Below are 26,995 nucleotides of genomic sequence, written 5' to 3'. Positions count from 1 at the left end.
GCCAAAAATAACGGGAGGTTCATAAACAATAATTTATACTACTTTTAACTTTAAATTTCCTTCACTAGAAATATCAACCTGCGCTAAGCTTAATTTCTCATTTACAACCTTAGCAACACAAGAATCTGACCAAACATTTAAAGCAGTTTCTAACATATCAATCAAGCTGTAAAAAGGTAAAATAATACCCATTAAAGTAATTGGGATATTCATGCTAGCAAGCAAGCTTGCGCTTAAGAAAAAACATCCCATAGGAACCCCAGCATTCCCAATCGCTGCTATGGTTGCAATAACCACCCAAAGTGCCATGCTAGGTAAAGAAATCACAATGCCATGATTTTGCATTAAATAAATAACTGTTGCAAAAATAAAGGCTGCACAACCATTCATATTTAAGCTGGTACATAGAGGTAAAACAAAGCGGCTTACCTCAGGCTTAACAGCTAAGTTCTTTTCTGCAGTTTCCATAGTGACAGGCAATGTGCCAACTGATGATTTGGAAAAAAATGCAACTGACAGAGCAGGCAACATGCCCCTCATCGCTTTAAAAGGTTTGATACCTTGAGATTTTAACCACAAAGGTAAAATAACAAAGCCTTGAATAAGGTTAGCTAATACAATAATTAACAAATATTCACCAATCCCTTTGATAGTCATTCCTTCTCGTATTTGAATCACCGTCGTTGTTATAAAGCCATAAAGTCCAAGGGGGATAATTCTAATTATCCAACTTGTAATGACCATAAACATACCATGCGCTCCTTTAAAAAAAGAAGTAATGGCTTGCCGTGATTCAAGGTCAGGAATAAAACGAATAGCAATTCCGAAAATAATTCCTATTAAAAGCACACCTAATACCTGCTGTTCTAAGAAAGGCGAAAGAATATTTGATGGAATTAGATGACTAACATAGCTTAAATAAGTAACTTGATTACTATCATTACTTAAAATGGGCTGTGTAAAAGACTCTATTAATCCTGGCTTAATTAATATATATAGTAAACAGCTTATGGTTGCAGCAACAAACGTTGTACCCAGCGTGTATGTCATAGCTCGCCGCCATACAGAACGCATTGAACCGTCTGTACGATAACTCGATAAAGTTACAATAATTGATAAAACTATAATTGGAAGACTAATACATTTAAAAATTCGAATAAAAACATCGGCAATAAATAAACCCAATGTTTTTAATTCAGGGCTACCCGACCAACCGCTTAATAGCCCTAAAATAATCATTAAAGAATATAAAAAAAGAGGGCTTAGCCAGAAGTTTTGTTTTTGAGTTTTTGTACACATGAAGATTACCTACAATACTGATAAATTAATTAATGACGTAACGGATTAGCAGCAACCATTAGAACAACAACAGTAATGAGCATAAGTACAAATAAAATATCCTGTCATTAAATTAAATTTATCCATAGATACCTTCTTGATTGATTTTTGAACACTAGGAAATATTTTAACACAATTGATAAGCAAATCAAGAGGCTTTCTAGACAGTAGCTAATTGAGCTTGTTTTAAATTTAAGATTCGCTGATATGATTCATTAATTCGGTTAATAGAGATCGCTTTATCAGTGACTAAACGAACTATTATATCGATAACTTCAGAAGCATCATTATGACCTAGCTGATTAGCAAAAATAAGCATATCAGCGCCTGCATTAATACTAAGACATAACCTTTCTTCTATTGAATAATACTGACTAATGGCTTGCATCTGTAAATCATCACTTACAATTATACCATCAAAGCCAAATTTCTTTCGCAATAAATCATTTAACATAAGCTTAGACAAGGTTGCTGGTATTCCGCTTGCATCTAAATGACGATTAATAACATGAGCAGTCATAATCATAGTTGGTATAGATTGTGAAGAAGCTAGGGCATTATAAGGATAAAGCTCCTCCTCTCTATAGGTTGAAGTTACATCAACAAAACCTGTATGTGTATCACCAATAGCACTGCCATGTCCTGGAAAATGTTTATAGCAACAGTTAATATTATGTTTAGCAAAGGTAGTTACGAAAAGCTTTGCATATTTAATAACTTCTTTAGGATCAGCAGAAAAACTTCGACCTAATTTTCCAATAATCCCTTCTTGTTTATTAAGATCTAAGTCAAGTAATGGCGCAAAATTTAAATTAAACCCTAAATTTTTTAAAAACGCTGCCATCTCAGAAACTCGTTTACCAAACTCTTCTTCTGATAACCTAGTCATTTGTTCCGGCGACAATGTTTGAGGAGAGCCAGCAATACTTTTTAATCTATCAACAGCCCCACCTTCATAGTCAATTCCAATAAATAAAGGTACATGACCAAGTGTATGATTTGCCTTCGCATATAGTTTTAATTGTTGTGTTAATTTTATAATTTGCTGCATATCAGCTAAATTTTTTTCAGGCAAATTCGTTACAACATCTTTATCAAAAAGAATAACGCCACCTATACCTTCATTGGTTAGCCAATCATTAACTGGACTGGATGAGTCTACTTGAAGGCCATTAAAGCCCATAATAAGCATTTGGGCAATCTGTTGTCTTAAGGTAGGCAAAGGCTATCTCATTTGATAATTAAGTTAGAAAGAATAATACCTAACTCTTGTAAATAAAGCCATTAGACTTCTGCGAAACTCTACTACAAAGAAAGTCATGATAGCGGTTGTATCTTTAATCAAGTTTTTTAGGTGGGATAGCTGGTATTTGGCTAAAGTTACAGACACAATTATTAGTAGCCTGAGGCGGAAGTGGTACCTCTGAAAATGCTTTAGGATAGCAAACAGGTATTTCCCAAGCAGTTTCACCTTTTTTAGCTGCCATAGGTAAAGTCCAATAATTAATAGCATTATAAACTTCGTTCTTTTGATTTTCCCAAATATAGGGTTCAAAAGAAGCTTGATAGAGTAACTTTTGGTTAGGCTGACAGGTAAAGGGCTCTCTTCCCCAAGCTTGTCCTTTAGGCACAGTAATAGTTAACAAGTTAGTGTTATTATTTACCGCATCTAATACTTTTACTGTAACAGCATAGTCTGTCCAACAAGTATCCTTTACTAAAGTAAAATAACATTGAAAAGCCAAAAGCTGACTGGAAAATAATATACCGCTTAAACTTAAGAGAATTTGTTTTTTCATAAATTTAATTTAAATAAATTTTATAAACTAATTATAAACTATAAGTAATGAGGACGTTTACATTTTTAAACTAATTTAATTAAAGTTAATCTACTTATTTAGCTTTCGTTTTCTAAATAAATATTTAGACTAATCTTCGGGATTGATTTTAGCTATCTAAACAGCTATTCTTGCGGCAAAGGAGAGATGGCCGAGCGGTCGAAGGCGCACGCCTGGAAAGTGTGTATACGGTAAAACGTATCGAGGGTTCGAATCCCTCTCTCTCCGCCATTTACCTATTCCTTAATTTTATTAATTTGTCATTAAATAAACTATATTTGATGAGCTTTTCTTTATAATAATTTTACTTAATTATTGATATTCTAAATTTTTTAAAAATAAATCTTGCCTTCTTAAGGTTTTTCCTATAAAAATCACTTTTTATAGCCGTAAATTTTTAAAAATATAGACAATTTTGCTAATTATTGTACAATTTAATTTATCAACCCTGAGATTATAAAATTAGTGACTGATCAAAGCATATCTATTAAAAAACCCCTCAATGATGGTGGTTATAAACGCGGCTTAAAAGACCGACATGTACAACTAATTGCCCTTGGAGGAATTATTGGCTCAGGGTACTTTCTAGGTACAGGGGCTGTCATTAATCAAGTTGGGCCGTCTGTTTTTATTGCCTATATTTTAGGTGGTTTAATTATATATTTGACTATGTTATGTATGGGAGAGCTAGCTGTAGCTATTCCCATCTCTGGCTCCTTTATAACTTATACTGCCGAATTTATTTCCCCTGCTGTTGCTTGTGGAGTTGGCTGGTCTTATTGGATAAGTTGGGTAGCTTATATCCCTGCTGAATGTATCGCTGGTGGTATAATTATGGAGCATTTTACCGGTATAAATGGCTATTTATGGGCGGTACTTTTTGGCTTATTAATTACTTATGTTAATATTGCTAAAGTAGGTACTTTTGGTGAAATAGAATTTTGGTTAGCCGTAATTAAAATTGTTGCTTTAATAGCTTTTGTCTTTTTAGCTATCTTAATATTTTTCGGTATTATTCATGGCCCTCAGCCAGCTAGTATTATTGGTGCTAAGTTTATATTTGATCAAGGTGGCTTATTTCCTAATGGTATTTTTGCTTTATTAACGGCGATGGTACTTTTATTAGTAAATTATCAAGGCTCTGAAATCATTGGACTTGCAGCTGGCGAATCAATTGATCCAGCTCGCATGATTCCACGGGCTATACGTAATGTAACATATCGAATTTTATTTATTTACATTATTCCAGTCTTTTGTTTAGTGCTAATTTTTCCTTGGCAAAAAGCAAGCCTTAATAATTCTGTATTTGCTGATGCACTGAATTTTTATGGGTTACACTGGGCAGGTGCTGCAACAAGTTTCGTAACTTTAACAGCGGCTTTATCCTGTTCTAATTCTGGGGTTTATGGTATTGTACGTTCACTTAATGCGCTAGCTCGAAATGGTATGGCGCCTCACCCTCTTAGCAAATTAAATCGTAACTTTGTTCCGCAAAATGCAGGAATTGTTACCCTTATTTCTATCTGGGTTTTACTAGCGACAAGTTATTTCTTTGGCCAATCTATTTTATACATTGCTTTACTCCTTGTCTCAGGCTTTACAGGCGCAACAGCTTGGATTTCTTTATGTTGGGCACAAATTAATTTTCGCCGCCGTCTATATCAGGCAGGCTATACAACCAAGGATTTACAATATAAAACACCTGGCTCACCCTATACAGGTATTATTGCTATATTATTAATGGTTGCTTGCTTAATCTTTTTATGTATGAATAAAGATCCAACCTATAAAATTGCATTTGTTATGGGCATTGCCAGCTTCGTTGTACCCATCCTTATCTATGTTTTAGGTGGGTTTCATAAACGAAGATCTGAAGCTATGGAACGTAACCAGCATATTCAATTTAAAGATATTTTTCCTAAAAAGAATTAGATTATCTTGATAAATATTAGGAAAGAAAAGATGTAAATAGCGGTATCGCTATTTATTATCTATATTGTTGTGTAACATTTTTTCTTTCTAGACGCTGTTCTCGTATTTTTTCAATAACCACATAAAAAACAGGTACAATTAATAGACTCAAAATTGTTGCTACAAGCATCCCGCCTAAAACTGTAGTTCCAATCGAATGACGACTAGCAGCGCCAGCACCTTTAGCAACTGCTAAAGGTAAAACGCCTAATACAAAGGCAAAAGCTGTCATTAAAATAGGACGTAGGCGCAAACGCGCAGCCTCTGTTGCAGCTTCAATAATACCTGCACCCGCTTCTCGTTTATCTTTAGCAAATTCAACAATTAAAATAGCATTCTTAGCAGCGAGACCAATTAGTAAAACCAAACCAATTTGTGCATAAACATCTAATGCTAAAGAACGTATCATTAAAGCAAGACCTGCGCCTAATAATGCTAAAGGGACAGCGAGCAAAATCATAAAAGGCATAGACCAACTTTCATAAAGGGCTGCTAAAAAAAGAAATACAAATATCAAACAGAGTAAAAAAATTAATGCCGCCAAATTACCAGCTTTTAATTGCTGATATGTAATTCCGGTCCATTCATAGCCGATACCTGGTGGCAGCACATTTTTTGCTACTTCCTCAATAGCAGCTAATGCCTGGCCTGAACTATAGCCAGGTGCAGGGCCGCCGGTAACAGTCGCTGCAGTATAAAGATTATAATGGGGAATATTAAAGGGTCCGTTAATTGATTTAACTTTCACTAAACTTGATAAAGGAATCATCTTTCCAGTATCACTTTTAACGTATAATTTTGTAATATCCGTTGCATCAGCACGTGCATTCCCTTCAGCTTGTACCAAAACCCGGTACGTTTGACCATATTTAGTAAAATTATTAACGTAATAGGCGCCTAAATAAGTTTGCAATGTAGTCAGTAAATTAGTAATTGAAATATTAAGTGCTTTTGCTCGTGTTCTATCAATGTCTAAATACAATTGAGGCACTTTAGTATTTAGGTCAGAAAAAACACCTTTTAATTCAGGGCGTTTTTTTCCCTCTTCTACAAATTGACTTACAGCTTTAGCTAAAAAATCCACACCTTTATAATTTCTATCCTGAATTTCTAGCTGAAAGCCACCAACTGAGCCTAGGCCAGGAATTGCAGGCGCATTAGCGGTAAAAATCATAGCATCATTAATTTTGTCTAATTGCTTTTGTAACGTAGCCATAATACCCGTTACATTTAGTTTAGCTGTTTTACGCTCATCCCAGGGGTTTAATATAACAAATACGACTGCTGCATCTGGCTCATTAATAGAGTCAATAACATTATAGCCATTAACAGCAATACTACTGGCTATACCTTCTGTTTTATCTAAAATAGTTTGTATCTTATTAATCGTTTGCTCTGTACGGTAAAGCGATGACCCATCAGGACCTTTCACAACTATCATAAAATAGCCTTGATCTTCATCTGGAATAAAACCTGTGGGAAGATGATAGAAAATTAGCGCTGTTAGTAAAGTAAGTAAGCCAAAGATAATTAAAACCAACTTACGATAGTTAATACAATGTTTAACGCCACGTTGATAATAATAAAGTAATTTTTCATAGCCTAATTCAAACCAACGCAGAATAAAAAATTTATTTTCTTTTTTCTGTTTTAATAAAAGTCCACATAAAGCGGGAGTAAGAGTTAAAGAATTTATCCCTGATAAAGCAACTGAAAATGCTATAGATAAAGCAAATTGATTATATAGTCTGCCGGTCATACCGGGAATAAATGCTACTGGTACAAATACAGCAAGTAAGATTAAAGTAGTTGCGATGATTGGGCCCTGGACTTCTCTTGTTGCGGCAAGCGTTGCTTCTCTTATGTTTGTAAAGCTTTGTTCAAGTTTCTTTTCCACATTTTCAACAACAACAATGGCATCATCTACAACTAAACCAATAGCTAATACTAAACCTAGAAGGCTCAAAATATTAATTGAAAAGCCAAAAATCTTAAATAAAGCAAATGTCCCAATTAAAGATACAGGGATAGCAATACATGGAATTAACGTTGTGCGCCAATTTTGCAAAAAAATAAAAACAACAATAAAAACTAATACAATGGCTTCAAATAAAGTAATGATAACTTCTTTTAATGATTCACGGACAAACTTAGTTGTATCGTAGGCTATTGTATAAGTCATGCCGGGCGGAAAGTTTTTTGCTAGATCATTCATGACTTGACGAATATTATTAGCTACCTGAATAGCATTTGATCCTGGCAACTGATAGACACCAATACTTGCTGTTGGCTTACCACTAAAATTAGAGGTATTCATATACGTTTCAGCACCCATCTCAACACGACCAAGATCTCTAATACGAACGATCTCGCCATTGTCTTTAACACGAACAATAATATCTTTAAATTGATCAGTTTCATCTAGTTGCCCTAGTGTTGAGAGCTGATATTGAAAAGGAATGTTTCGCGGTACAGGGGGCTGCCCAATGACACCTACTGCTGCTTGTTGATTTTGTTCCTCTACTGCCCGAATAACTTCTTGAGGGGAAATACTCATACTGGCTAATTTATTTGGATCAAGCCATATTCGAATAGAATATTCTAATAAACCGAAATTCGTTACGCTACCTACGCCAGGTATGCGTTGTAGGGCTGGTGTTACTTGAATTTGACCATAATTACTTAAAAATGATTCATCAAGATTATTTTCTTTACTTAGTAAATTAACTACCACAACTAAACTAGTTGAAGCCTTCTGGATAGTAACACCTGATTTAACGACAGTCTCAGGTAGTAAAGGAGTAGCCGTATTTGTATCGTTTAAAACATCCACTGCAGCAATATCAACATCATAACCAACGTCAAAAGTAATACTAATATTAGAATTGCCATTGTTAGTGCTGGAAGAAGTCATATAAATCATACCTTCAACGCCGTTAATATTTGTCTCCAACGGGGTTGTTACGGTGTCAGAAACTACACTCGCACCTGCACCTAAATATTGAGTACTTACTTGTACAACCGGTGGAACAATTGAAGGATATTGAGCAACAGGTAAAATAAAAATACAAATAACACCTACTAATACCATCAAAATAGCAATCACCATAGCAAATATAGGGCGGTATATGAAAAATTTAACCATGTCTTTAATCCCTACTTACTAACTAACGTGAGTTCGATATATAAAGAGACAAAGGCTCTTTATATATCGCTAAACGAACGTTATCCCGTACAATGCAAAATATTTATACAGGATCTAGATTAAATATAACTAAATTCGACACAAATATAGCAAATATATTTTATGTCGAATTCATGTTCACTAATTGAGGTATAACTTCCATACCTGGTTGAAGCTTTTGTAAGCCGCTTAAGATAACTTTATCTCCGTCTTTAAGGCCTGAAATAATAATATAATTTTCATCTATTTGTCCTGAAACTGTAACAGTTTTTGCTTGAACCTTATTATTAGTAGTAACAATATAGACAGAACGCATCTCTTGATTCTGCATAACAGCAGCAATTGGCACTAAAATAGCGGGACTTTTATTAGTTAATATCAGTTTTACATCAACATAAATACCTGGCAACAATAAATTCTTAGGATTATCAATAAGAGCTCTCATTAGAATAGTTGCGGTGGAGACATTAACTTGATTGTTAATTAAATCTACTTTGCCATAGAAACGAGTATTTTTATCATTAGGTAAAGTGATTTCTACCTTAAAAGGCATATTTGAGCGATACTTAAGCAGCTCTGTAAAATCACTTGTACTGGGGTTAAATTCAACATAAATTGGATTTAATTGAACTACATTAGCTAATAATGTTTTTTCTCCGGCGCCAACTAAGTTTCCAACATCAACATATTTATGACTAATAATGCCATCAATAGGTGAATACATAGAGCAATAACTTAAATTAATTTTCGCTTGTTCTACTTGAGCTGTCTGAATATCTACTTGAGCTATTGCTTCTCTATATAGCGCAGTTACCTGATCAAAACGGGCTTTTGCAATATCACCTTTGGCGACTAAGGCTTTTAATCTTAAGAATTCAAGCTGTTGAAATTCTTTTTCAGCAATACTGCGCGAAAGCTGTCCTTGAGCTAGATTAAGCTGTGCTTCAAATGGCTTTGGATCTATAACAAATAATAGCTGATTTTTTTTAACTATCGCTCCTTCAACAAAATTCATTTTAATTAAGAAGCCTTCTACTCGAGCGCGGATATCAACACTTGATATAGATTGTGTAAGACCAATATATTCTTTGAAAATAGGAATAAATGAAGTTTTAATCTCCTTAACTGGAACTTGAAGTTTAGGTTGAACAGAGGAAGATTTTTGATCGGAGCAACTTGTAATGACTATAAATAATAGGGCAATTTCAGCTAATCTTCTGAATCGCCATTCGATTTGAACTCTATCAATCATATGATACATTCCTTGAGTTAACCAAATCCCTTATTTATAAGGCCGTCTTTAAGTTGTATCCCAAATTAATTGTTATAATACGTGCTACTATAACAAAATGCCGTATTAGACACATCTTGCAATCGAATTTCACCCTTTGCCTAGATGGTAATATATTTCTTAATTTACTACTTATCACATCAGGCCAATATAATCTAATAATTATCTTTGGCATGAAAAATTTTGACTATAAATCTGGTTAGAATAAATTTTAAAATACTACATCCATTTGCGACTTAAATTCTGGTACCAAACTTTTTAATAAAATGTGTAACTCATCATTATTATGTTTATCACAAGCAGAAGCTAACAAACGAATTGTTTGGTTTAATTCATGCCAATCAAGCTTACGAAATTTTGCTTTAAATAATTTTTCATGCTCTGTCTGGGTTAGTTCTTCAGATTCATGAAATAATTCTTCAAATAACTTTTCTCCAGGCCTTAAACCTATATATTTTATTTGAATATCTTGTCCTGGTACTTTTCCAGCCAAACGAATGATTTGTTCAGCTAAATAACTAATTTTAATTGGTTCACCCATATCCAACACAAAAATCTCACTTCCTAAGCCATTAATCATTGCCTGCAAAATAAGCTGACATGCTTCAGGAATAGTCATAAAATATCGTTGTATATCTGGATGAGTAACTGTTAAGGGTCCACCTGTCTGTAATTGTTTTTGAAATAGTGGTACGACACTTCCGGTTGATCCCAGTACATTACCAAATCTTACTGTAATAAATTCAGTTTCTACTCGTTCATTTAAATTTTGACAATAAATTTCAGCTACACGTTTTGTAGTACCCATAACATTTGTGGGATTTACCGCTTTATCAGTTGATATTAAAATAAATTTCTTAGCGCCGACATTAACACTAGCTTCAGCTACTATTTGTGTTCCTAAAATATTGTTTTGAACAGCAACTCTAATTTGATCTTCAAGCATAGGAACGTGTTTATAAGCTGCAGCATGAAAAACTATATAGGGCTTAAATTTACTTAAGTGAATGTTTATCGCAATTTGATCTGTTACTGAGATTAGTACAGGCATAATCACTGAATGTGGGTATGCCAATTTAAGCTCCTGCTCAATATTGTATAAATTGAATTCTGAATTATCTATAATAAGCAGTTTACTTGGCTTTAATTTCATAATTTGACGACATAATTCCGACCCAATTGATCCGCCCCCGCCTGTCACAGCTATAGGTTTATCATAAATAGCCGCACCAATCTTACTCCAATCTAACTGAACCTGATCTCGCCCTAATAAGTCTTCAATATTTACTTCACGCAATGCGTTAACTTTAACTAAACCCGAAGCCAAATCAGATAAGCTAGGGGTTGTTTGGAAAGGAACCTTACATTGTTCACAAAGATTAACAATACGGCGCATAGCTGCTGAGCGAGCTGAGGGAAGCGCTATAAAAATTAAATTAACCGCATAGGCTAATACAAGTTCTGGTAAGTCTCTGGAAGAACCTAGAACTCTAATTCCATGAATTTCCATACCTCGCTTACTTGGATTATCATCAACAAAACCAACCGGCGCATAAGTAGAATTCCGCCTCATATCACGAGCTAAACTTTCACCAGCATGGCCTGCGCCAATAATTAAAACTCGATATACGGACTGTGCTAAATTACTATTACTACGTTCACGATAAGCACGCATCAGCAAACGTCCACCACAGAGTAAAGTAGTTAAGATTATACTATATAAAGGTAAAACAGAACGTGGAATATATGCTAGAAGGGACGCTAGATAAAGACCGGGCAACGTTAAAATAACTGCAGTAATAACTGCTTTAATAATTCGAATTACATCATTGATTGACGAAAAACGCCATAAACCTCGATAAACCTTAAAATAATAATAACAACTAACCTGAAAGATTAATAGAATAGAAAGTGCCTCTAAGGAATGCTCACTCTTAAAATGGCTAAGCATTGGATTCATGTTATATCTTAACCAATAAGATAGATACCACGCCACAGGAATAGATAGCACATCAAATGTAATTACTGGTAATTTTTTATAAACTTTAGTTATAAGTGCACTTAGGGTTTGCATTCGTTATCTAATCCTTTTATATAATTTAATATAATTAGCCTATAATTGCTTGCGTTATACATTTAAGTATCTCTAATCCAAACCCACAAAAGAATAAGTCTATCTTACTATATCTTTAATGCAATGCTGTATAAATATCATAACGATACTTAGGATTTGACTCAGAAGTTTGAAAAGCTATCCTAAATCGGTAAAATTTACTTAATTTTATATAGTTATATAAACACGCATCTACAGAAGGATAAGTTATTTTTTTCTCAATAAGAGATGTTAAAATAATAACTTCAGGCTTTTGTTTAATAATTTTTTCGCATCCTTGAATTGACATTAGCTTACGAGGTAGCGTTGTCATATCTTTATTATTTAAGCAAAAAGAATCAATAAAAGCCAAAGAACTATAATAAGGAATTAACCCACTATCAGCTAGTACCACATGACTATTGCTTGCAATATTTTTCTCAAGCCATGTAGCTACCTGCTTTCTTAAGAGCTCACCTTTCTGAGGATTTAAGGTAAAATATTTTAAATTGGCTAAGCTTAATATTGGTATAAAACTAAATCCCACCAAAATTGAGATAATTATTAAAGCGAATTGATAAAAACTACTTTGCCCCTTATCCTGCAAGCAATAAGCAATAATTTCTCCTAATCCCTTTAAGCTTAAAGGTAGAAGTAAAACAAAAGCAGGTAAAAACAATCGATTTTCAAAAGCAACTATGGGATCTGCACTTATTAAAAGTAATAAATAAAGGACACTTGGCAGCCAAAAATAATAATGACGATGATCCTGTGCTTGCCATATAGCTGGTAATGCTAACAAAAAAAAGGGCCAGGCCAACTTTAAATAATTTTTATCAATTTGACCAAAATAAGAGTCAACCAAGCCCTTGCAATAAATAGGATTTGGAAATAGCTGTCCAAAATAGTATAAACGCCATGCAAAGTAGGGAATATAAAGAGTAGAAAAAGCTAGTATGCCTATTAATAGATCTTTTCTATAAAAGTTAAGATTATTTTTTTTATCAAACCACGCGATACTATAAAATAGTATCACAAAAAAAGGGCCTTCTGGTCTAGTCAAGCTTGCTAAGCCTAATAAAATACCACTTACTATAAAAGCTAACTGACTCCTTTTAGCTTCTTGCTTAGGGTATAAGCGATAACCTAAAGCCTTTAATAAGGCAAAAAGTGAGAAGCAAATTAATGCCTGATAAACAGTTGTCTCAAAGCCACTTACAGACCAAATAATTTGCCCGCGATAAACAAGAACCCCCAAACAAGGTAGACAAGATAAAAGTGGTGTAAACCATAGACGAGTAAGTAAATAAATACTGAAAGTTAAAAGCAATAATCCAATTAAACCGACAAATTTAAGTACAATAACGGGATTTAAATTTAACTTTATTGCTAATGTTGCTAGCATTACAAAACTAAAATTAGAATAACCTTCTACAGGCGGTTCATTAATATTCCATAACAAACCTTGACCATTTGCTAAATGCTTCGCATAGCGAAGGCTAATGTACATATCATCAATAGTAAAAGGCCAAATAGCATATATTTGTAATATAACTAAGTAAATAAAAATAATAATTGCAAATAGTAAAAGCCATTTTTTATTAGCCATTTGCTAACGCCACGAATGTTAAGAATAAAAAAATTAATAAATTTAAACGTGATAAAAAGTCATGAAAAAAAACAGCCATAGGATCATCATTATAAGTAACAGGACGATTGGATAACCAAGCAAAGCGCCAAAGGCCAATTGCTGCAAAAGGGAGTGTTATAAGAAAGTAAAAAGCTTCTTCTCGCACAACGATGGTATAAAGCAAATAAAATAGAAACGAACCTACGCCAGTGAGCATGATTAAACTATCAAGCATTGGTTGGGAATATTTTTTTAATACTACCCTTGTTTCAGTACTTAGACCCAACTTTTTTTCAAGGCTTCTCTTACTAAATGCAATAAATAAGCTAATTAGGGTAGCTGTACATGTCAACCACCAAGAGATAGGCAAACCAATACCTAATGTCCCTGCAAGAACACGAAGCATAAAACCACTTGCTATACATAAAACATCTAAAATAGGAATTTTTTTTAAAATATAGTTATAAGCAAGATTAATAATTAAATAACAAAGTAAAATTAAAAAGAGTAAATTTGAAATGTTTAAGGCTAAAACTAAACTTATTATTAAAAGAGAAAATAAAAGGACTTGCGCTAACGTTAAAGAAATTTCGCCACTGGCTAAAGGACGTCTACATTTTTTTGGATGTACTTTATCGTGCTCACGATCGTGTAAATCGTTATATATATATACAGCACTTGATAATAAACAAAATGCAAATGCCGCTAAAAGAGCATGCAGTAAATAGCTTGGCAACCCAGAATAAATAACGCCTAAAAAAACAAAAGCAGCCTTACTCCATTGAGGTAACCTTAATAAATAAGCAATTTTTTTCAATGGCGGCATGCTTTTACCTTACTTAAACGAAAATTAACTATATCATTTGTTACATTTTTTCAAAATATTGCTCTAAAATTTAAAGAAAAAAATAATTAAATTGCATTTTTTAAATAAACACTCGTAATATAAAAAAGACTCATCTCAACCATGGACGTGAGGTAAAAATGCATCTAACACTTACTGATAGTTTTTTAACAAAGTTACAAACCCTTCGCGCTGATTATGAAAATCGTACTAAATTAAATTTAGAGTCATCGCCTCATCCTTATAAAGTTTCATTGTTTTTCGGTAAAAAAGATGTAAAAACTCGCTTTAAGCAAATCACATTCATTGAAAACTGGTTAACGCTGCTTAAACCCAAATTAAAACCTGACTTAAATTTTAACTCTACAGAAGAGTTTCAAGAGCATTTATTAGCTTTAAGAGTTTTAGCTACTATAACTTTTTTTGTTCGTAATCAAATTGATGAAACCTATACGATTCGTAGTGGCAGCAATGCAACACTCATGCAATTATTAGATGAAGCATTATCTTTAAATCGCACCAATGTAGTAGATGAAGAATCTTATGTCAGTTGCCTATCAACAACTCAAACGTTTATTTCTAACATGCCGTTAGCTAAAGTTAATCACTTATTACTAGCAGCGACGACTAACGCTAAAAATGCTTATATAAATGAGCTCGAATGGAATAAATTCACCCAATTTGTTAATAAACAATTTATTTCCCATACGGATCCAGTTCAGAACAAGTATAAAGATTATCCTATTACTGCTATTACAGTACCCTTATTCGCGCTCCCTTTGCGAGCTACTGGCACTTCTGTAGGTTGGCTGCTAGGGGATCTGACTTCTAAATCGTATTCTTTATTACCTATGCGCCAATCCTTTACAGCTATTTTTGCTAGTGGGTTAGTTTTATTTTTAGGCCCAACATCAAGTATGGGTATTATGTTAGTTGCACCAACTTATGCAGGGAAATTACTAGATACTTTTTTTGGCGTTTCATTTGCTTATCTTTTAGGCTCTGCTATGGGCTTATTAGGTAAAGGATTAGGTTGGAGTATTGGTATGTCTCTTGATTTAAGTTGGAAGTTACTCGGTAGCGCCTGCTCATTAATCGCAGTAGCTTATAGTGGTAAAGCACATGAACTCCTTACCGGTTTTACGTTAACTAATGGCCACCGTGTCCTTAATGGTATGGAACTTCAATTTATGGATTTACCAGAATTTGAAAAAATAATTGCAGCTAATTATGAGCCAAAACCTATTATTATTAATCATACAAAAGAAGGCTTTGCTATAAAAATAGGTGATGAAGAAACTAAGATAAAGTGGATAACAGCTTCAGAGCCAAATTTGCCTCATTTACAGGAATTAATAACTAAGTTAAAAGAAAAACAAACCGTAAGGATTGAAGAACTTCCTAATGAGAAAGAACAAATTTTAAAAGAAAACAACGTAGAAACTGCTTTAACGCCATCAATGTAGAGTTAAAACTTTAGTTAATAGATCCGGGAGGCTTTTTCTGGATCTATTAATTTATAAAAAGTTAAAATTTATAAATCCAATATTAAACTTCTTTGGAAACTTCCAATGAGGAGAGAAAGTCAGTTGAAAAAAGCGCTGAAAAAACGCTGTGTACAAGAATTATCTAAGCATCCCCATTCTACATGTGGACAAGCTTTGAAGACCTTTTTTCCGATGATTGGCCCTTAATGGCAGTTTCTGAAGTTATTAAATAAAGTTTTCTGTATCAATAAATTGGTGCGTTAAATTAAATTTAGATGCTAGGTGCTCTCCTAGGGCTTGAATACCATAACGCTCAGTTGCATGATGGCCACAAGCAAAATAATGCATACCTAATTCTTGCGCTTGATAAAAGGTTCGCTCAGAGATTTCACCACTTAAATAGGCATCAACGCCTAAGGCATAGGCATCTTCAATAAAATCTTGTGCTGCACCACTACACCAAGCAATCGTTTTGATTGATTTATTATTGCCAGTCACATGGATTGGTTTTTGCTTTAATTGTTTAGTTAACAAAGAAATTACTTCTTCACTAGTTTTATTTAACGTAAATGAACCTGACCATAATAAATTCGGCGTATTTTGTAGACGATGCTGTTTTACTGTTTGCAAATCTAGTAGTTGAGCTAAACAAGCATTGTTGCCTAGCTCGAGGTGACAATCGAGTGGCAAATGATAACCGAATAAATTAATATCCTGGCTTAATAGTTTAGCTATCCTTGAGCGTTTTATACCTGTAATCGTAGGCTTTTCACCACGCCAAAAAAACCCATGATGAACAAGCAAAGCATCTGCCTGCAAAACACAAGCCTCTTTAATTACACTTTCAGAAGCACTTACAGCTGTTACAATAGAAGATATTTTTTCTTTCCCTTCTACCTGTAAACCGTTTGGAGCATAATCATTAAAATCTGAACAGGCTAATAATCGATGAACATACGCTTCTAACTCTTGTCTTATAATCATTTAGCTGACTCACGTGTAATATCGGCTCCGAGCCTTAACAATTTTTCTTCAATACGCTCATAACCTCTATCGACATGATAAACACGTTCAATATAGGTTTCTCCATCGGCGACTAAAGCAGCTAAAATAAGACTAGCTGAAGCACGTAGATCAGTAGCCATAACAGGCGCGCCTGTTAAATGATCAACACCATTAATTAAGGCTGTATTACCGTTAAGTTGTATTTGAGCGCCCATACGTTGTAATTCTTGAACATGCATAAAACGATTTTCAAAAATATTTTCAGTCACAGAAGATGCACCTTCTGCAACTGTATTTAAAGCCATAAATTGAGCTTGCATATCAGTAGGAAAAGCAGGATATGGTGCGGTAATAATATTGACTGATTGAGGCCTTAAGCCATGCATATTTAAACAAACCCAATCTTCACCTATTGTTAAATCAGCACCTGCTTCTTCAAATTTACATAACATGGATAGTAAATTTTCAGGTTTAACTCGCCTTACAGTAACTTTACCCCTGGTTATTGCTCCTGCAGCTAGATAAGTTCCTGCCTCAATACGATCAGGCATAACAGAATAAGTGCCACCGCCAAGCGCTTCTACACCTTCAATTTCAATGGTTGCTGTACCAGCACCAGAAATTTTAGCACCAATTTGATTCAAAAAATTTGCTAAGTCGACTATTTCTGGTTCCCTAGCAGCATTTTTTATCGTTGTTTTTCCTTCTGCTAGAACAGCAGCCATAATAATATTTTCAGTGCCTGTTACAGTTACGGTATCGAACAAAAGCGGCCTACCTTGTAGACGCCCTCGTTTACAGCGCGCTTTAATAAAACCATTTTTAACCGTAATATCTGCACCCATAGACTTTAAAGCCTTCAAGTGTAAGTCAACCGGCCTTGTCCCGATAGCGCATCCGCCTGGTAGCGATACGTCTGCTTTACCAAAGCGAGCTAATAAAGGGCCTAATACTAAAATAGACGCCCGCATTGTTTTAACTAGCTCATAAGGAGCAACAATTTCATTCACGGAGCCTGAATCTACTTGAACATTCATTTCTTCATCAATAACTACTTCTGCGCCTAATTGCTTAAGAAGCGCAATCATAGTATTAACATCACGAAGTCGAGGTACATTACGAATTGTGACATTATCTGTAGCCAGTAATGTGGCGGCCATAATTGGGAGAGCTGAATTTTTGGCGCCGGAAATAAAAACTTCTCCATTTAATGCTTTATTGCCGTTAATAATTAACTTATCCACGTTTTTTCTCCCATTCTTCTTTTGTCCAGGTCTTCATACTTAGCGCGTGCAGTTTCCCAGAAGTAATGTATTCTTTTAATTTTCCATAAACCCATTGTTGCCGCATAACAGGAGATTTATCTTTGAAAACATCTGATACTATGGTTATCTGGTAATGGTACCCATCACCTTCGACCTTGGCATAATGGATATGTTCGAGATTACGTAATTGTTCTTCTAAAGCATCATTGGTTAACATAACATCTCACTTACTAATATTTTTTATTATTATCAGCCGAAGCTGCCCAAATCTTTTAGTAAAAATTATTGTCTATTTATTTCTTTACTACTTCTGCATAAGAACATCGGCAAACTATCGAAAAGACTTGAGTTTAATTCATAAAAAAAGTTAGCAAGTTTATGCTGTAAAACTAATAAAGTACAGTTTCTATTTATAACTATAATAGAAAAGCAGCCAAAGTGTTGACATTATAACTAATCAGGAAAATTAAAGAATAGACCTCTTGCCTAACCTATTTATTTTTTGTGAGTGCAAGGCGCAAGGGTTTTGAGGAGCGGAGTTTACATGGCGTAAATGAGCACCGAAGAAGACCTTGCAACACAGCAATCACGTAAAATAAATAGGTTAGGCAAGAGGTCTAATGCTACGAACAAGTCGTAGCAGATAAATATAAGATATAACAATCGCATTTTAAGTGCCCAATATAATGATAATATTATGGGCCTTCAGCTAATCTGCCTTCATCAGCTAACATGTCTGCTACTCCGCAAAACTCTGCTAAAGCCAAAATAGACTCTCTCATACCCTCTAGATTACTTTGCTTTTTATATTTTCGTGCTAATCTTTTAAACTCAATTAAAAAAGCAAGCCCTGCACTATCACATAAGGACACTTCTTCAAGATTAATCGTTAGCGTTAAGCCTTTATTAGCACGACAATAATTTAGTAAACGTTTTCTTTCCGTTTCAATCACTGAAAACGTTAAGCACTTAGATGCTTTAAAAGAGGAGTCGGCCATTCTTAGGCAGCCTTTTTACTTCGTGCTTGCATTTCTTTGATCAACGCTTGCATATTTGAAGATTGTAATACTTGAGCAAATTGAGAACGGAAGCTTTGTAGTAAACTTACTCCTTCCACACTTAAATCATAAATTTTCCAATCACCATCTTTGGCAACTAAACTATAATTAAGTGGAATATTTTTTCCATTAGGCCGCATAATTATACTATTTACTCGCACAAAACGCTTATCCAAGGAACCTTTAATAGGTAAAAACTTTATTGTTTCACTTGTGTATTCAGCTAATGGGTTTGAATAAGTGCGAATTACTAGCTGCGTAAAAGCTTGGGTAAATTGGCTACGCTCTGACGGTGTTGCTTTACTCCAAGCTTGACGTCCTAAAACCGATCGTGCCATGCCATTTACATCTACCCTGGGTAAAAGATGACGCTCAACAGCCTGATAAATAATAGTATGATTTTTTTTAAGGCTCGTTTTGTTCTGTTTAAGAGTGGTTACAATTTGATCAGCTGTATCTTGCAGCATCGGAATAGGCGAAGACTGAGCCCACAAAGTTTGTGCTAAACATATACAAAAGCCTAAAAAAATTAGTTTTATTACTTTCATGTTCTCCACCTATTTTTTGATATTAAATAAAAGTTGACCAATTAAATTTTCAAGAATTATGGCTTCCTGCGTTTTAGGGATTTTATCCCCTTCTCTTAAATAAGGATGATCAGAACTACTATCATCATCAAAGCCAGGTACAATGCTAATATAATTAGAGCCTAATAAGCCTTCCGTTAAAATACGCGCTGTCGCATCTTCAAAAGGAATGGGCTTATCTGAGCGCAATAACATAGTGACTTTGGCATTAAGCTCACTAGGCTGTAATTCAATTTTTGTGACTTCACCTACCTTCACACCTGCTATGGTCACAGGCGCTCTTACTTTTAAACCGCCTATATCAGTAAAATCAGCAGTTACATGATAACCTTTGTTTGAAGCAAGCTCTGTAATTCCACTCACTTTCATTACCATTATTAATAAAGCTAGTAAACCAAGCAACATAAAAAATCCAACGCTGACATCTATATAACGTTGTTTACTATTCATTTACCAACCTCCAATCATCATGGCTGTTAAAAGAAAATCTAACCCTAAGACCGCTAATGACGAATATACGACTGTTTTAGTAGTAGCTTGGCTAATTCCTCCTGCCGTTGGAATGCACATAAATCCTTGAAAAACAGCAATCCAAGAAACTACAAAGGCAAAAACAACACTTTTAATAATGCCACTAAGCACGTCAACTCTAAAACTTACAGCAGACTGCATATTAGACCAGAAACTTCCTGAATCCACACCCAACCAATCCACACCGATGAAATAACCACCATACACAGCTACTGCAGAAAAGATCAATGTTAATAAAGGTAGTGAAACTATGCCTGCTAGCAAACGAGGATAAATTACACGGCTTAATGGATCGACACCCATCATATCCATACTAGCTAGCTGTTCAGTTGCCTTCATTAAACCAATTTCTGCTGTAACAGCCGAGCCTGCTCTACCTGCAAAAAGCAATGCGCTAATAACTGGTCCTAATTCACGGGTGATACTTAATGCTAATAATTGCCCTAATTGGCTCGCAGCCCCAAATTTTTGTAAGGTATTGTAGCCTTGCAGACCAACTACCATCCCGATAAAAAGAGCTGAAACAATAATAATTAAACAGGATAAAACGCCAACGAAATGAATTTGACTTACCAGATTAGGCCATAGGCGACGGACATCAGGATTTCGAAGAAAAACGCCACTCAAAAATCGCCCTGAATTACCAATACTTTGAAGAATAATTATACTTCGCTGCCCTGCCTGTGCTAGTTTATTAAGCATCTAACAGTTCCTCAATTAAGGGTCTAGCTGGATAGTGAAAGGGAACTACACCATCAGGTTCACCATGCATAAATTGCCTAATTTGTGGTACAGTTGATTCTCGTAACTGCTGAGGCGTTCCATATCCTATAAAATGGCCTTCAGAAATTAAGTACACATAATCCGCAATAGAGCAAGTTTCTTCTACATCATGAGATACAATAATTGTTGTTGTATGTAATAATTCATTTAACCGTTTAATTAAACGTACTAAAACGCCCATGGAGATTGGATCTTGACCAGTAAAAGGTTCATCATACATCATAAGCTCAGGATCAAGGGCAATTGTTCTTGCTAAGGCTATCCGTCTAGCCATACCGCCTGATAACTCAGCAGGCATTAAATTAGCTGCACCTCTTAACCCTACAGCTTCTAACTTCATAAGTACGATATCACGTATCATATCTTCATTAAGTTTAGTATGTTCTCTTAAAGGAAAGGCAACATTTTCAAATACAGTTAAATGTGTAAATAATGCGCTTGACTGAAATAATAATCCTATTTTCTGCCTTACTTTATAAAGTTCTTTACGCGGTAAATGCTGCATATTTAACCCATTAATGAGTATCTCCCCCTCATCTGGATTAAGTTGAGCACCAATTAATTTTAATAAGGTAGTTTTACCACTGCCACTAGGTCCCATAATAGCAGTAATTTTGCCACGCTCCACTGTCATATTAATATTGTTAAATATGATTCGAGTGCCTCGGCTGAATGTTAGGTTGGTGATTTGCACCAAACTATTCTGCATAATGAAACTCTCTTATTTAATTAAAGAATAAGTATATAGTTGCTAAAAAAAAATTACTATTTTTATATTAATTATTTAATTAACAACTGCTTATATTGGCTATCAAAATTATTAAATTTCTACTCCTTTATCAATATTACTAACTTATTTTTTTTAAAAAAATATTAATAAAGTTGGTGAACAGTAATTAAAAAAAGCAGCGATATGGATTATTTAATTATTAAAATTTACCTAAAATTAATTTTTGTTAGGTAATAATTTGTATGATAAGCTCACTAATTTGCTTACTTAGAATAAGAAAATGAATTTTGGTAAATTAGCATTAGCTGTTATTGAAATGGAAGCACAAGCAGTCCTTGAGCTAACCCAACGCATTGATAATCGTTTTGAGCAAGCTTGTGAATTATTACTTAACTCGCGTGGACGTGTTGTCGTTACAGGCATGGGAAAATCAGGACATATCGCTAATAAAATTGCTTCTACTTTATCAAGCACCGGAACGCCTGCATTTTTTTTACATCCAGGTGAAGCAAGTCATGGCGATATGGGAATGATTACCAAAGATGATATTATCATTGCTATTTCAAACTCAGGAAACACGAATGAAATTGTTATACTATTACCTTTACTGAAACGGTTGCAAGTTCCGATCATTGCCTTAACTGGTAATCCAGAATCAATACTAGCAAAAGCAGCAAATGTTTCGCTTGATATTAGTGTTAAACAAGAAGCATGTCCACTTGGTCTAGCACCCACCACAAGTACTACCGTTACACTCGTAATGGGTGATGCTTTAGCTGTTGCCTTATTACAAGCCAAAGGATTTAATGAAACAGATTTCGCATTGTCGCATCCTGGAGGTTCCTTGGGTCGTCGCCTTTTACTACGAATAGATGATCTTTATCATCAAGGCGAAGCTTTACCATTAATTAAAGAAACAGCAACAATAAGCGAAGCATTAATTGAGGTGACTGCTAAAAAGTTAGGTATGACCTGCGTTATCGATAAACAAGGCTATTTACTCGGCGTTTACACAGATGGCGATATTAGACGTACCTTAAATCAACAGATTAATATTAATACAACACCAATTACTGAGGTTATGAATAAAAACTGTAAAACTATTTCTAAAGGAATTTTAGCTGTTGAAGCATTAGCTCTGATGCAGAAATATACGATTACCTCATTAGTCGTTATTGATGATTTTAAACGCCCTTTTGCGGTACTTCATTTACATGATCTTCTTAAAGCAGGCGTTTATTAAATTTTTTGTTATAATCTTTTGCTATAGTTCTGTATAAAGCAGATTACACCTTTATCAAGAAGTGAGTAATAATGACAACAACTAACTTAATAGAAAGAGCAAAAAAAATAAAATGTTTAATTTGTGATGTAGATGGGGTTTTAACAGATGGCCTACTTTATTTAGATAATTATGGCAATGAATTAAAAGCCTTTCACGTTCAAGATGGTATGGGTTTAAAACTACTTATGGCAGCAGGTATTGATGTAGCAGTTATTACTACGGCCCGTAATCCTGTAGTTGACTTTCGTATGGAGCAACTAGGCATTCAACATTATTTTAAAAACCAAGTCGATAAGCGCAACGCTTATCTTCAACTTAAAGAGCGCCTAGGATTAACGAATGAACATTTTGCTTATATTGGTGATGACTTACCCGATTTACCAATCATACAGCAAGTAGGCCTAGGCATTGCTGTTGCTAATGCTGTACCACAAATTAAAGAATTTGCTGTCTGGCAAACCGAACAAAATGGTGGACGTGGTGCTGTACGAGAAGTATGTGATCTTATTTTAAGCGTCCAACAAAAACAAGAAGAGGCACTAACAAGGTATTTATTATCATGAATGCTGCTAAACAATCTGCCTGGGGCTTTTGCTTACTTATAATTTTATCGTGCTCAGGTTGGTACTATGCAAGCTCCTCATCTCAAGAAAAATTAGATAATCATATATTAGCAAACACGCCTGACTCAATTATTAAAGGACTCAAAGTCTGGCAATTCGACGCTAAAGGCGCGTTGGCTCAGTTTATAGAAAGTCCTCAAGCAAAACATATCCCTGTGAATAATACTTATATATTTGATACCCCCCATATTGTTCTCAGTCAAGAAAATGAATCTAACTGGAACATTTATTCACAAAAGGCATTAGCACTGGATAAAGGCAAACAAATTAATTTGGTTGGTAATGTTATTATTCATCAAGGTAAAGGTATAAAAAATCCTGAAAGTACTTTAAAAACAGAAGAACTTATTTATTATCCTGAGAAAAAATTTGCCACTACTGCGCTTGCTGTAATATTTGAACAACCTGGCAGTATTATTCATTCCCAAGGCATGAATGCTTATCTTGATGAAAAACGAGTTGAATTATTAAATAAAGCACGTGCAACTTATGAGCCTAATCATGTGTAATAGAAAATTTATTTTTATATATTTGCTTAGTTTTCTCAGTTTTCAAACTTATGCTTTAGAAACAGATCGAGCAGCAATTGCGCAACTATCAGCTGACTCAGCGGATTTAAATCAATCGACTCATCGTGGTGTTTATATAGGAAATGTTCAATTTGATCAGGGAACAACTCATCTAAGAGCTCATAAAGCAATTACTAAAGGTAATCAAGAAAATAAGCTTATTTTTGCGAGAGCAGAAGGGTCTTCTAAAGAACTTGCCCATTTCTGGACACAAACAGATACTGACAAGCCACCTCTTCATGCTTATGCATTACAAATTCGCTACTATCCTGAGAAACATTTAATTACATTAATTGGCAATGCACGCGTTGAGCAAGGCGATGATTCCTTATCTGCTCCTAAAATTACTTATGACACTAAGCAAAAGCATGTAGTTTCCTACGGTGATAAAAATGTACGAACTACAATTATTTTTCATCCGGGTAAAAAAACATGAGTAGATTTCTTTCAAAACTCGCTTTTGTAAATAAAATATTAGGTTCTCGTCATCTATTAAGTTTCAGTAAACGACAGGCACAAGACAATTTAGGTCGTGCAATACTACAATCGAATACTACATTAGCAATGCACCAAGAATCTAATGAATTATCAGCATTTCATTTAAAAAAAGCTTTTAAAGGGCGAGTTGTTGTTAGTGATATTAGCATCACAATTCGACGTGGTGAGTGTATAGGTTTATTAGGTCCTAATGGCGCTGGCAAAACCACTTGTTTTTATATGATAGTTGGTTTACAAGCATGCGATGAGGGTAAAATTTTTCTAGATAAGCAAGATATTACTTTAGCACCTATGCACCAGCGTGCTCGCCTTGGTATAGGTTATTTACCACAGGAAGCATCTGTATTTCGTAAAATGACTGTTGCTGAAAATATTGATTCTATTTTGCAGCTACGTAAAGATTTGGATAAAGAAGCACGTCAGCATAAGTTAACGCAGTTATTGGCAGAATTTCATATTTCACATCTCGCTAATAATTTAGGTTTAAGCCTTTCCGGTGGTGAGAGGCGCCGGGTTGAAATAGCACGCGCACTCGCTATTGAGCCCGCTTTTATTCTATTGGATGAGCCCTTTGCCGGTGTTGATCCTATTTCAGTTATTGACATTAAACGAATTATTTCTCATTTATGTAAAAAAAACATTGGTGTTTTAATTACTGATCATAATGTAAGAGAAACATTAGATATCTGTGAACGCTCCTACATTGTTAATCAAGGTAAAATTTTATGTGAAGGAACCCCAAATGAAATTTTAGCTAATCAACAGGTTCGAACTGTCTACCTGGGTGAGGAATTTTCTCTATAGGCTTAACATGCTGTTATTAATTGATAACTATGATTCATTTACTTACAATTTAGTCCAATATTTTCAAATATTGAATCAAGATGTCCGCGTTTTTAAAAATAATGATTTAACTATTACTGATATTGAACAATTATCACCTTCTCATATTGTTATATCGCCTGGACCTAAAGGCCCTCTAGATGCTGGTATTTCTCTAGCAACTATTGCACATTTTTATCAAACCATACCTATCTTAGGTATTTGCCTAGGCCACCAATGTCTTGCTCATGCATTTGGAGCAAAAATTATTCAGGCTCCTGAGACTATTCATGGTAAAACATCACCTATCATTCATCATAAACGCAAACTCTTTCAAAATTTGCCTAATCCATTTCAGGGTATGCGCTATCATTCCCTTGCAATTGATGTTGCTACGTTACCTACAAGTTTTGCCATTGATGCCTGGGCAAATGATACAATCATGGCAATCTCTCATCGTCAATACCCTCTTTTTGGGCTACAATTCCATCCTGAATCAATTTTGAGTGAATATGGCTTACAATTATTAGCTAATTTTTTAAATTATGAAGCTTGCAAAAATTTTTGAACATTTAATTAATAAAGAGGATTTAACTTTTACTGAAATGCAAGGCGTAATCTCGGCTTGTATTGAAGATAAAATTTCTGATGCAGAAATTGGTGCATTTTTAGTCTTAATGCGTGCTAAAGGTGAAACTATAGATGAGCTTACTGCAGCGGCTAAAACAATCCAATCTGCCATGCGTACCATTAACCTAGGTGATGATGTCATTGATCTTGCCGGAACAGGTGGAGATGGTAAGCACACATTTAATATTTCCACAGCGTGCAGTATTGTTGCAGCAGCAGCGGGTGCAAAAGTTGCGAAGCATGGCAATTATTCTGTTTCAAGTTCAAGTGGAAGTGCAGACTTATTATTAGAAGCAGGATTTAATATCAAATTATCTGATGAACAGTTAAAGTGTTGTTTACAACAAAATAATATTTGTTTTCTCTTTACACCACACTTCAATCAAGCAGCTCAAAGGGTTAAAGAAGTACGCAAGCAACTAGGAATAAAAACTTTCTTTAATTTATTAGGGCCTGTATTAAATCCAGCTAAAGTTAAGAAACAAGTTATTGGAGTATTCTCAAAAACTTGGCAAGAAAAGTTATTAAATGTCCTAGTTAATTTAGGTGGTAAGCGGATCATTATTCTTCATTCAGAAGATGGTTTAGATGAAATTAGTATTGCAGCCCCTACCCAGATCATTGAGTACTGTAACGGTAAACAATTTACTTGGTCTATAAACCCAAGAGATTTTAATTGCTACCATTCTAATCTAAATGATATAATTGTGAACTCCTCAGCACAAAGTTTAGACCTGATTGAGCATGTTTTTAAAGGCGAGAAAGGCGCTGCGTATGATAGTATCCTACTAAATACTGCTATAGCACTATATTGTGCTGAAATAGTTAGTGATTTTAAGTCTGGAGTTGAACTGGCAGCAGCTACTATTAACAATGGTGCTGCAGAACGACAATTTTTACAATTTCGAGATTTTACCAGAAACGTAACTTAATT

Annotated in this window: 25 protein-coding genes and 1 tRNA gene; 10 read left to right on the top strand and 16 right to left on the bottom strand. The window is 34.6% G+C overall.

The features are described 5' to 3' along the window. Window positions 1–33: 33 nt before the first annotated feature. The 3 genes from DYH30_RS06240 to DYH30_RS06230 all read right to left on the bottom strand — a co-directional run bounded on the left by DYH30_RS06240 (window position 34) and on the right by DYH30_RS06230 (window position 3,137). Entirely contained in the window at window positions 34–1,299 is a 1,266-nt protein-coding gene (locus DYH30_RS06240; RefSeq protein WP_115330820.1) for a dicarboxylate/amino acid:cation symporter, read from the bottom strand. A gap of 199 nt (window positions 1,300–1,498) precedes the next feature. After that, a complete protein-coding gene (locus DYH30_RS06235; protein ID WP_115330819.1) occupies window positions 1,499–2,560 on the bottom strand; it encodes a glycoside hydrolase family 3 protein in 1,062 nt (353 codons plus the stop codon). 115 nt (window positions 2,561–2,675) lie between these two features. Beyond that, window positions 2,676–3,137, bottom strand: coding sequence for a hypothetical protein (locus DYH30_RS06230; RefSeq protein ID WP_115330818.1), 462 nt, complete (start codon window positions 3,135–3,137; stop codon window positions 2,676–2,678). Between the two features lie 180 nt (window positions 3,138–3,317). On the opposite strand from DYH30_RS06230, the gene DYH30_RS06225 reads away from it, so the two are divergent. Beyond that, a tRNA-Ser gene (locus tag DYH30_RS06225) sits at window positions 3,318–3,407 on the top strand. 234 nt (window positions 3,408–3,641) lie between these two features. Further along, window positions 3,642–5,108: an amino acid permease gene (locus DYH30_RS06220; RefSeq protein WP_115330817.1), complete on the top strand. Its 1,467-nt coding sequence runs from the start codon at window positions 3,642–3,644 to the stop codon at window positions 5,106–5,108. A gap of 55 nt (window positions 5,109–5,163) precedes the next feature. Here the strand turns inward: DYH30_RS06220 and DYH30_RS06215 are convergent, their stop codons facing one another. The 5 genes from DYH30_RS06215 to DYH30_RS06195 all read right to left on the bottom strand — a co-directional run bounded on the left by DYH30_RS06215 (window position 5,164) and on the right by DYH30_RS06195 (window position 14,170). Continuing rightward, window positions 5,164–8,292, bottom strand: a complete 3,129-nt coding sequence (locus tag DYH30_RS06215; RefSeq protein WP_115330816.1) for an efflux RND transporter permease subunit — start codon at window positions 8,290–8,292, stop codon at window positions 5,164–5,166. A gap of 160 nt (window positions 8,293–8,452) precedes the next feature. Further along, the gene (locus tag DYH30_RS06210) at window positions 8,453–9,583 is read right to left on the bottom strand and encodes an efflux RND transporter periplasmic adaptor subunit (RefSeq protein WP_160116164.1); all 1,131 of its coding nucleotides are present in this window, start codon (window positions 9,581–9,583) and stop codon (window positions 8,453–8,455) included. A 250-nt stretch (window positions 9,584–9,833) separates the two neighbouring features. Next, the gene (locus DYH30_RS06205; RefSeq protein ID WP_115330814.1) at window positions 9,834–11,696 is read right to left on the bottom strand and encodes a polysaccharide biosynthesis protein; all 1,863 of its coding nucleotides are present in this window, start codon (window positions 11,694–11,696) and stop codon (window positions 9,834–9,836) included. A 115-nt stretch (window positions 11,697–11,811) separates the two neighbouring features. After that, window positions 11,812–13,323: a protein LphB gene (locus DYH30_RS06200; RefSeq protein WP_115330813.1), complete on the bottom strand. Its 1,512-nt coding sequence runs from the start codon at window positions 13,321–13,323 to the stop codon at window positions 11,812–11,814. Beyond that, on the bottom strand, window positions 13,316–14,170 hold the full coding sequence (locus tag DYH30_RS06195; protein WP_115330812.1) for a decaprenyl-phosphate phosphoribosyltransferase: 855 nt from the start codon (window positions 14,168–14,170) through the stop codon (window positions 13,316–13,318). Before DYH30_RS06195 ends, DYH30_RS06200 begins: the two co-directional genes overlap by 8 nt. 158 nt (window positions 14,171–14,328) lie before the next feature. Between DYH30_RS06195 and DYH30_RS06190 the strand changes: the two genes are divergently transcribed. Next, entirely contained in the window at window positions 14,329–15,654 is a 1,326-nt protein-coding gene (locus DYH30_RS06190) for a hypothetical protein (RefSeq protein WP_115330811.1), read from the top strand. 246 nt (window positions 15,655–15,900) lie between these two features. Here DYH30_RS06190 and DYH30_RS06185 read toward each other — a convergent pair whose 3' ends face one another. The 8 genes from DYH30_RS06185 to DYH30_RS06150 form a co-directional block, all read right to left on the bottom strand. After that, window positions 15,901–16,659, bottom strand: a complete 759-nt coding sequence (locus tag DYH30_RS06185) for a Nif3-like dinuclear metal center hexameric protein (RefSeq protein WP_115330810.1) — start codon at window positions 16,657–16,659, stop codon at window positions 15,901–15,903. Then, on the bottom strand, window positions 16,656–17,924 hold the full coding sequence (gene murA / locus DYH30_RS06180; protein ID WP_115330809.1) for a UDP-N-acetylglucosamine 1-carboxyvinyltransferase: 1,269 nt from the start codon (window positions 17,922–17,924) through the stop codon (window positions 16,656–16,658). Before murA ends, DYH30_RS06185 begins: the two co-directional genes overlap by 4 nt. Then, on the bottom strand, window positions 17,917–18,162 hold the full coding sequence (locus tag DYH30_RS06175) for a BolA family protein (RefSeq protein WP_115330808.1): 246 nt from the start codon (window positions 18,160–18,162) through the stop codon (window positions 17,917–17,919). Before DYH30_RS06175 ends, murA begins: the two co-directional genes overlap by 8 nt. Before the next feature lie 478 nt (window positions 18,163–18,640). After that, a complete protein-coding gene (locus tag DYH30_RS06170) occupies window positions 18,641–18,943 on the bottom strand; it encodes an STAS domain-containing protein (RefSeq protein WP_115330807.1) in 303 nt (100 codons plus the stop codon). Window positions 18,944–18,945: 2 nt separating this feature from the next. Beyond that, the gene (locus DYH30_RS06165; protein ID WP_115330806.1) at window positions 18,946–19,551 is read right to left on the bottom strand and encodes an MlaC/ttg2D family ABC transporter substrate-binding protein; all 606 of its coding nucleotides are present in this window, start codon (window positions 19,549–19,551) and stop codon (window positions 18,946–18,948) included. 9 nt (window positions 19,552–19,560) lie between these two features. Then, window positions 19,561–20,040: an outer membrane lipid asymmetry maintenance protein MlaD gene (gene mlaD / locus DYH30_RS06160; protein ID WP_115330805.1), complete on the bottom strand. Its 480-nt coding sequence runs from the start codon at window positions 20,038–20,040 to the stop codon at window positions 19,561–19,563. Further along, window positions 20,041–20,823, bottom strand: a complete 783-nt coding sequence (mlaE, locus tag DYH30_RS06155; protein ID WP_115330804.1) for a lipid asymmetry maintenance ABC transporter permease subunit MlaE — start codon at window positions 20,821–20,823, stop codon at window positions 20,041–20,043. Next, on the bottom strand, window positions 20,816–21,613 hold the full coding sequence (locus DYH30_RS06150; protein WP_115330803.1) for an ABC transporter ATP-binding protein: 798 nt from the start codon (window positions 21,611–21,613) through the stop codon (window positions 20,816–20,818). The genes mlaE and DYH30_RS06150 overlap by 8 nt, the downstream gene beginning before the upstream one ends. Before the next feature lie 301 nt (window positions 21,614–21,914). Here DYH30_RS06150 and DYH30_RS06145 point away from each other — a divergent pair, with 301 nt between their 5' ends. The 7 genes from DYH30_RS06145 to trpD all read left to right on the top strand — a co-directional run bounded on the left by DYH30_RS06145 (window position 21,915) and on the right by trpD (window position 26,993). Beyond that, a complete protein-coding gene (locus DYH30_RS06145) occupies window positions 21,915–22,877 on the top strand; it encodes a KpsF/GutQ family sugar-phosphate isomerase (RefSeq protein ID WP_115330802.1) in 963 nt (320 codons plus the stop codon). A gap of 71 nt (window positions 22,878–22,948) precedes the next feature. After that, complete coding sequence (locus tag DYH30_RS06140; protein WP_115330801.1) at window positions 22,949–23,482, top strand: KdsC family phosphatase; 534 nt, start codon at window positions 22,949–22,951, stop codon at window positions 23,480–23,482. Next, the gene (lptC, locus tag DYH30_RS06135) at window positions 23,479–24,051 is read left to right on the top strand and encodes an LPS export ABC transporter periplasmic protein LptC (protein WP_115330800.1); all 573 of its coding nucleotides are present in this window, start codon (window positions 23,479–23,481) and stop codon (window positions 24,049–24,051) included. Before DYH30_RS06140 ends, lptC begins: the two co-directional genes overlap by 4 nt. Further along, window positions 24,044–24,547, top strand: coding sequence for a lipopolysaccharide transport periplasmic protein LptA (gene lptA, locus DYH30_RS06130; protein WP_115330799.1), 504 nt, complete (start codon window positions 24,044–24,046; stop codon window positions 24,545–24,547). The genes lptC and lptA overlap by 8 nt, the downstream gene beginning before the upstream one ends. 128 nt (window positions 24,548–24,675) lie before the next feature. Beyond that, window positions 24,676–25,413: an LPS export ABC transporter ATP-binding protein gene (gene lptB / locus DYH30_RS06125; protein WP_115332516.1), complete on the top strand. Its 738-nt coding sequence runs from the start codon at window positions 24,676–24,678 to the stop codon at window positions 25,411–25,413. 7 nt (window positions 25,414–25,420) lie between these two features. Beyond that, window positions 25,421–25,999, top strand: coding sequence for an anthranilate synthase component II (locus DYH30_RS06120; RefSeq protein ID WP_115330798.1), 579 nt, complete (start codon window positions 25,421–25,423; stop codon window positions 25,997–25,999). Continuing rightward, complete coding sequence (trpD, locus tag DYH30_RS06115) at window positions 25,977–26,993, top strand: anthranilate phosphoribosyltransferase (protein ID WP_115330797.1); 1,017 nt, start codon at window positions 25,977–25,979, stop codon at window positions 26,991–26,993. The genes DYH30_RS06120 and trpD overlap by 23 nt, the downstream gene beginning before the upstream one ends. The last annotated feature ends 2 nt before the right edge of the window (window positions 26,994–26,995 follow it).

This window comes from Legionella busanensis, assembly GCF_900461525.1.
In the GTDB taxonomy this organism is placed as follows: domain Bacteria; phylum Pseudomonadota; class Gammaproteobacteria; order Legionellales; family Legionellaceae; genus Legionella_C; species Legionella_C busanensis.
The sequence above is the reverse complement of the archived record's forward strand: the minus strand, read 5'-3'. Positions and strand labels throughout refer to the sequence as shown.

What these genes read in the sequence shown, in the direction of transcription:
- DYH30_RS06240 (WP_115330820.1), bottom strand. Translation starts at nt 1,299, where the DNA reads ATGTGTACAAAAACTCAAAAACAAAACTTCTGGCTAAGCCCTCTTTTT.
- DYH30_RS06230 (WP_115330818.1), bottom strand. Translation starts at nt 3,137, where the DNA reads ATGAAAAAACAAATTCTCTTAAGTTTAAGCGGTATATTATTTTCCAGT.
- DYH30_RS06215 (WP_115330816.1), bottom strand. Translation starts at nt 8,292, where the DNA reads ATGGTTAAATTTTTCATATACCGCCCTATATTTGCTATGGTGATTGCT.
- DYH30_RS06210 (WP_160116164.1), bottom strand. Translation starts at nt 9,583, where the DNA reads ATGATTGATAGAGTTCAAATCGAATGGCGATTCAGAAGATTAGCTGAA.
- DYH30_RS06205 (WP_115330814.1), bottom strand. Translation starts at nt 11,696, where the DNA reads ATGCAAACCCTAAGTGCACTTATAACTAAAGTTTATAAAAAATTACCA.
- DYH30_RS06200 (WP_115330813.1), bottom strand. Translation starts at nt 13,323, where the DNA reads ATGGCTAATAAAAAATGGCTTTTACTATTTGCAATTATTATTTTTATT.
- DYH30_RS06195 (WP_115330812.1), bottom strand. Translation starts at nt 14,170, where the DNA reads ATGCCGCCATTGAAAAAAATTGCTTATTTATTAAGGTTACCTCAATGG.
- DYH30_RS06190 (WP_115330811.1), top strand. Translation starts at nt 14,329, where the DNA reads ATGCATCTAACACTTACTGATAGTTTTTTAACAAAGTTACAAACCCTT.
- DYH30_RS06185 (WP_115330810.1), bottom strand. Translation starts at nt 16,659, where the DNA reads ATGATTATAAGACAAGAGTTAGAAGCGTATGTTCATCGATTATTAGCC.
- DYH30_RS06175 (WP_115330808.1), bottom strand. Translation starts at nt 18,162, where the DNA reads ATGTTAACCAATGATGCTTTAGAAGAACAATTACGTAATCTCGAACAT.
- DYH30_RS06170 (WP_115330807.1), bottom strand. Translation starts at nt 18,943, where the DNA reads ATGGCCGACTCCTCTTTTAAAGCATCTAAGTGCTTAACGTTTTCAGTG.
- DYH30_RS06165 (WP_115330806.1), bottom strand. Translation starts at nt 19,551, where the DNA reads ATGAAAGTAATAAAACTAATTTTTTTAGGCTTTTGTATATGTTTAGCA.
- mlaD (WP_115330805.1), bottom strand. Translation starts at nt 20,040, where the DNA reads ATGAATAGTAAACAACGTTATATAGATGTCAGCGTTGGATTTTTTATG.
- mlaE (WP_115330804.1), bottom strand. Translation starts at nt 20,823, where the DNA reads ATGCTTAATAAACTAGCACAGGCAGGGCAGCGAAGTATAATTATTCTT.
- DYH30_RS06150 (WP_115330803.1), bottom strand. Translation starts at nt 21,613, where the DNA reads ATGCAGAATAGTTTGGTGCAAATCACCAACCTAACATTCAGCCGAGGC.
- DYH30_RS06145 (WP_115330802.1), top strand. Translation starts at nt 21,915, where the DNA reads ATGAATTTTGGTAAATTAGCATTAGCTGTTATTGAAATGGAAGCACAA.
- DYH30_RS06140 (WP_115330801.1), top strand. Translation starts at nt 22,949, where the DNA reads ATGACAACAACTAACTTAATAGAAAGAGCAAAAAAAATAAAATGTTTA.
- lptC (WP_115330800.1), top strand. Translation starts at nt 23,479, where the DNA reads ATGAATGCTGCTAAACAATCTGCCTGGGGCTTTTGCTTACTTATAATT.
- lptA (WP_115330799.1), top strand. Translation starts at nt 24,044, where the DNA reads ATGTGTAATAGAAAATTTATTTTTATATATTTGCTTAGTTTTCTCAGT.
- lptB (WP_115332516.1), top strand. Translation starts at nt 24,676, where the DNA reads ATGCACCAAGAATCTAATGAATTATCAGCATTTCATTTAAAAAAAGCT.
- DYH30_RS06120 (WP_115330798.1), top strand. Translation starts at nt 25,421, where the DNA reads ATGCTGTTATTAATTGATAACTATGATTCATTTACTTACAATTTAGTC.
- trpD (WP_115330797.1), top strand. Translation starts at nt 25,977, where the DNA reads ATGAAGCTTGCAAAAATTTTTGAACATTTAATTAATAAAGAGGATTTA.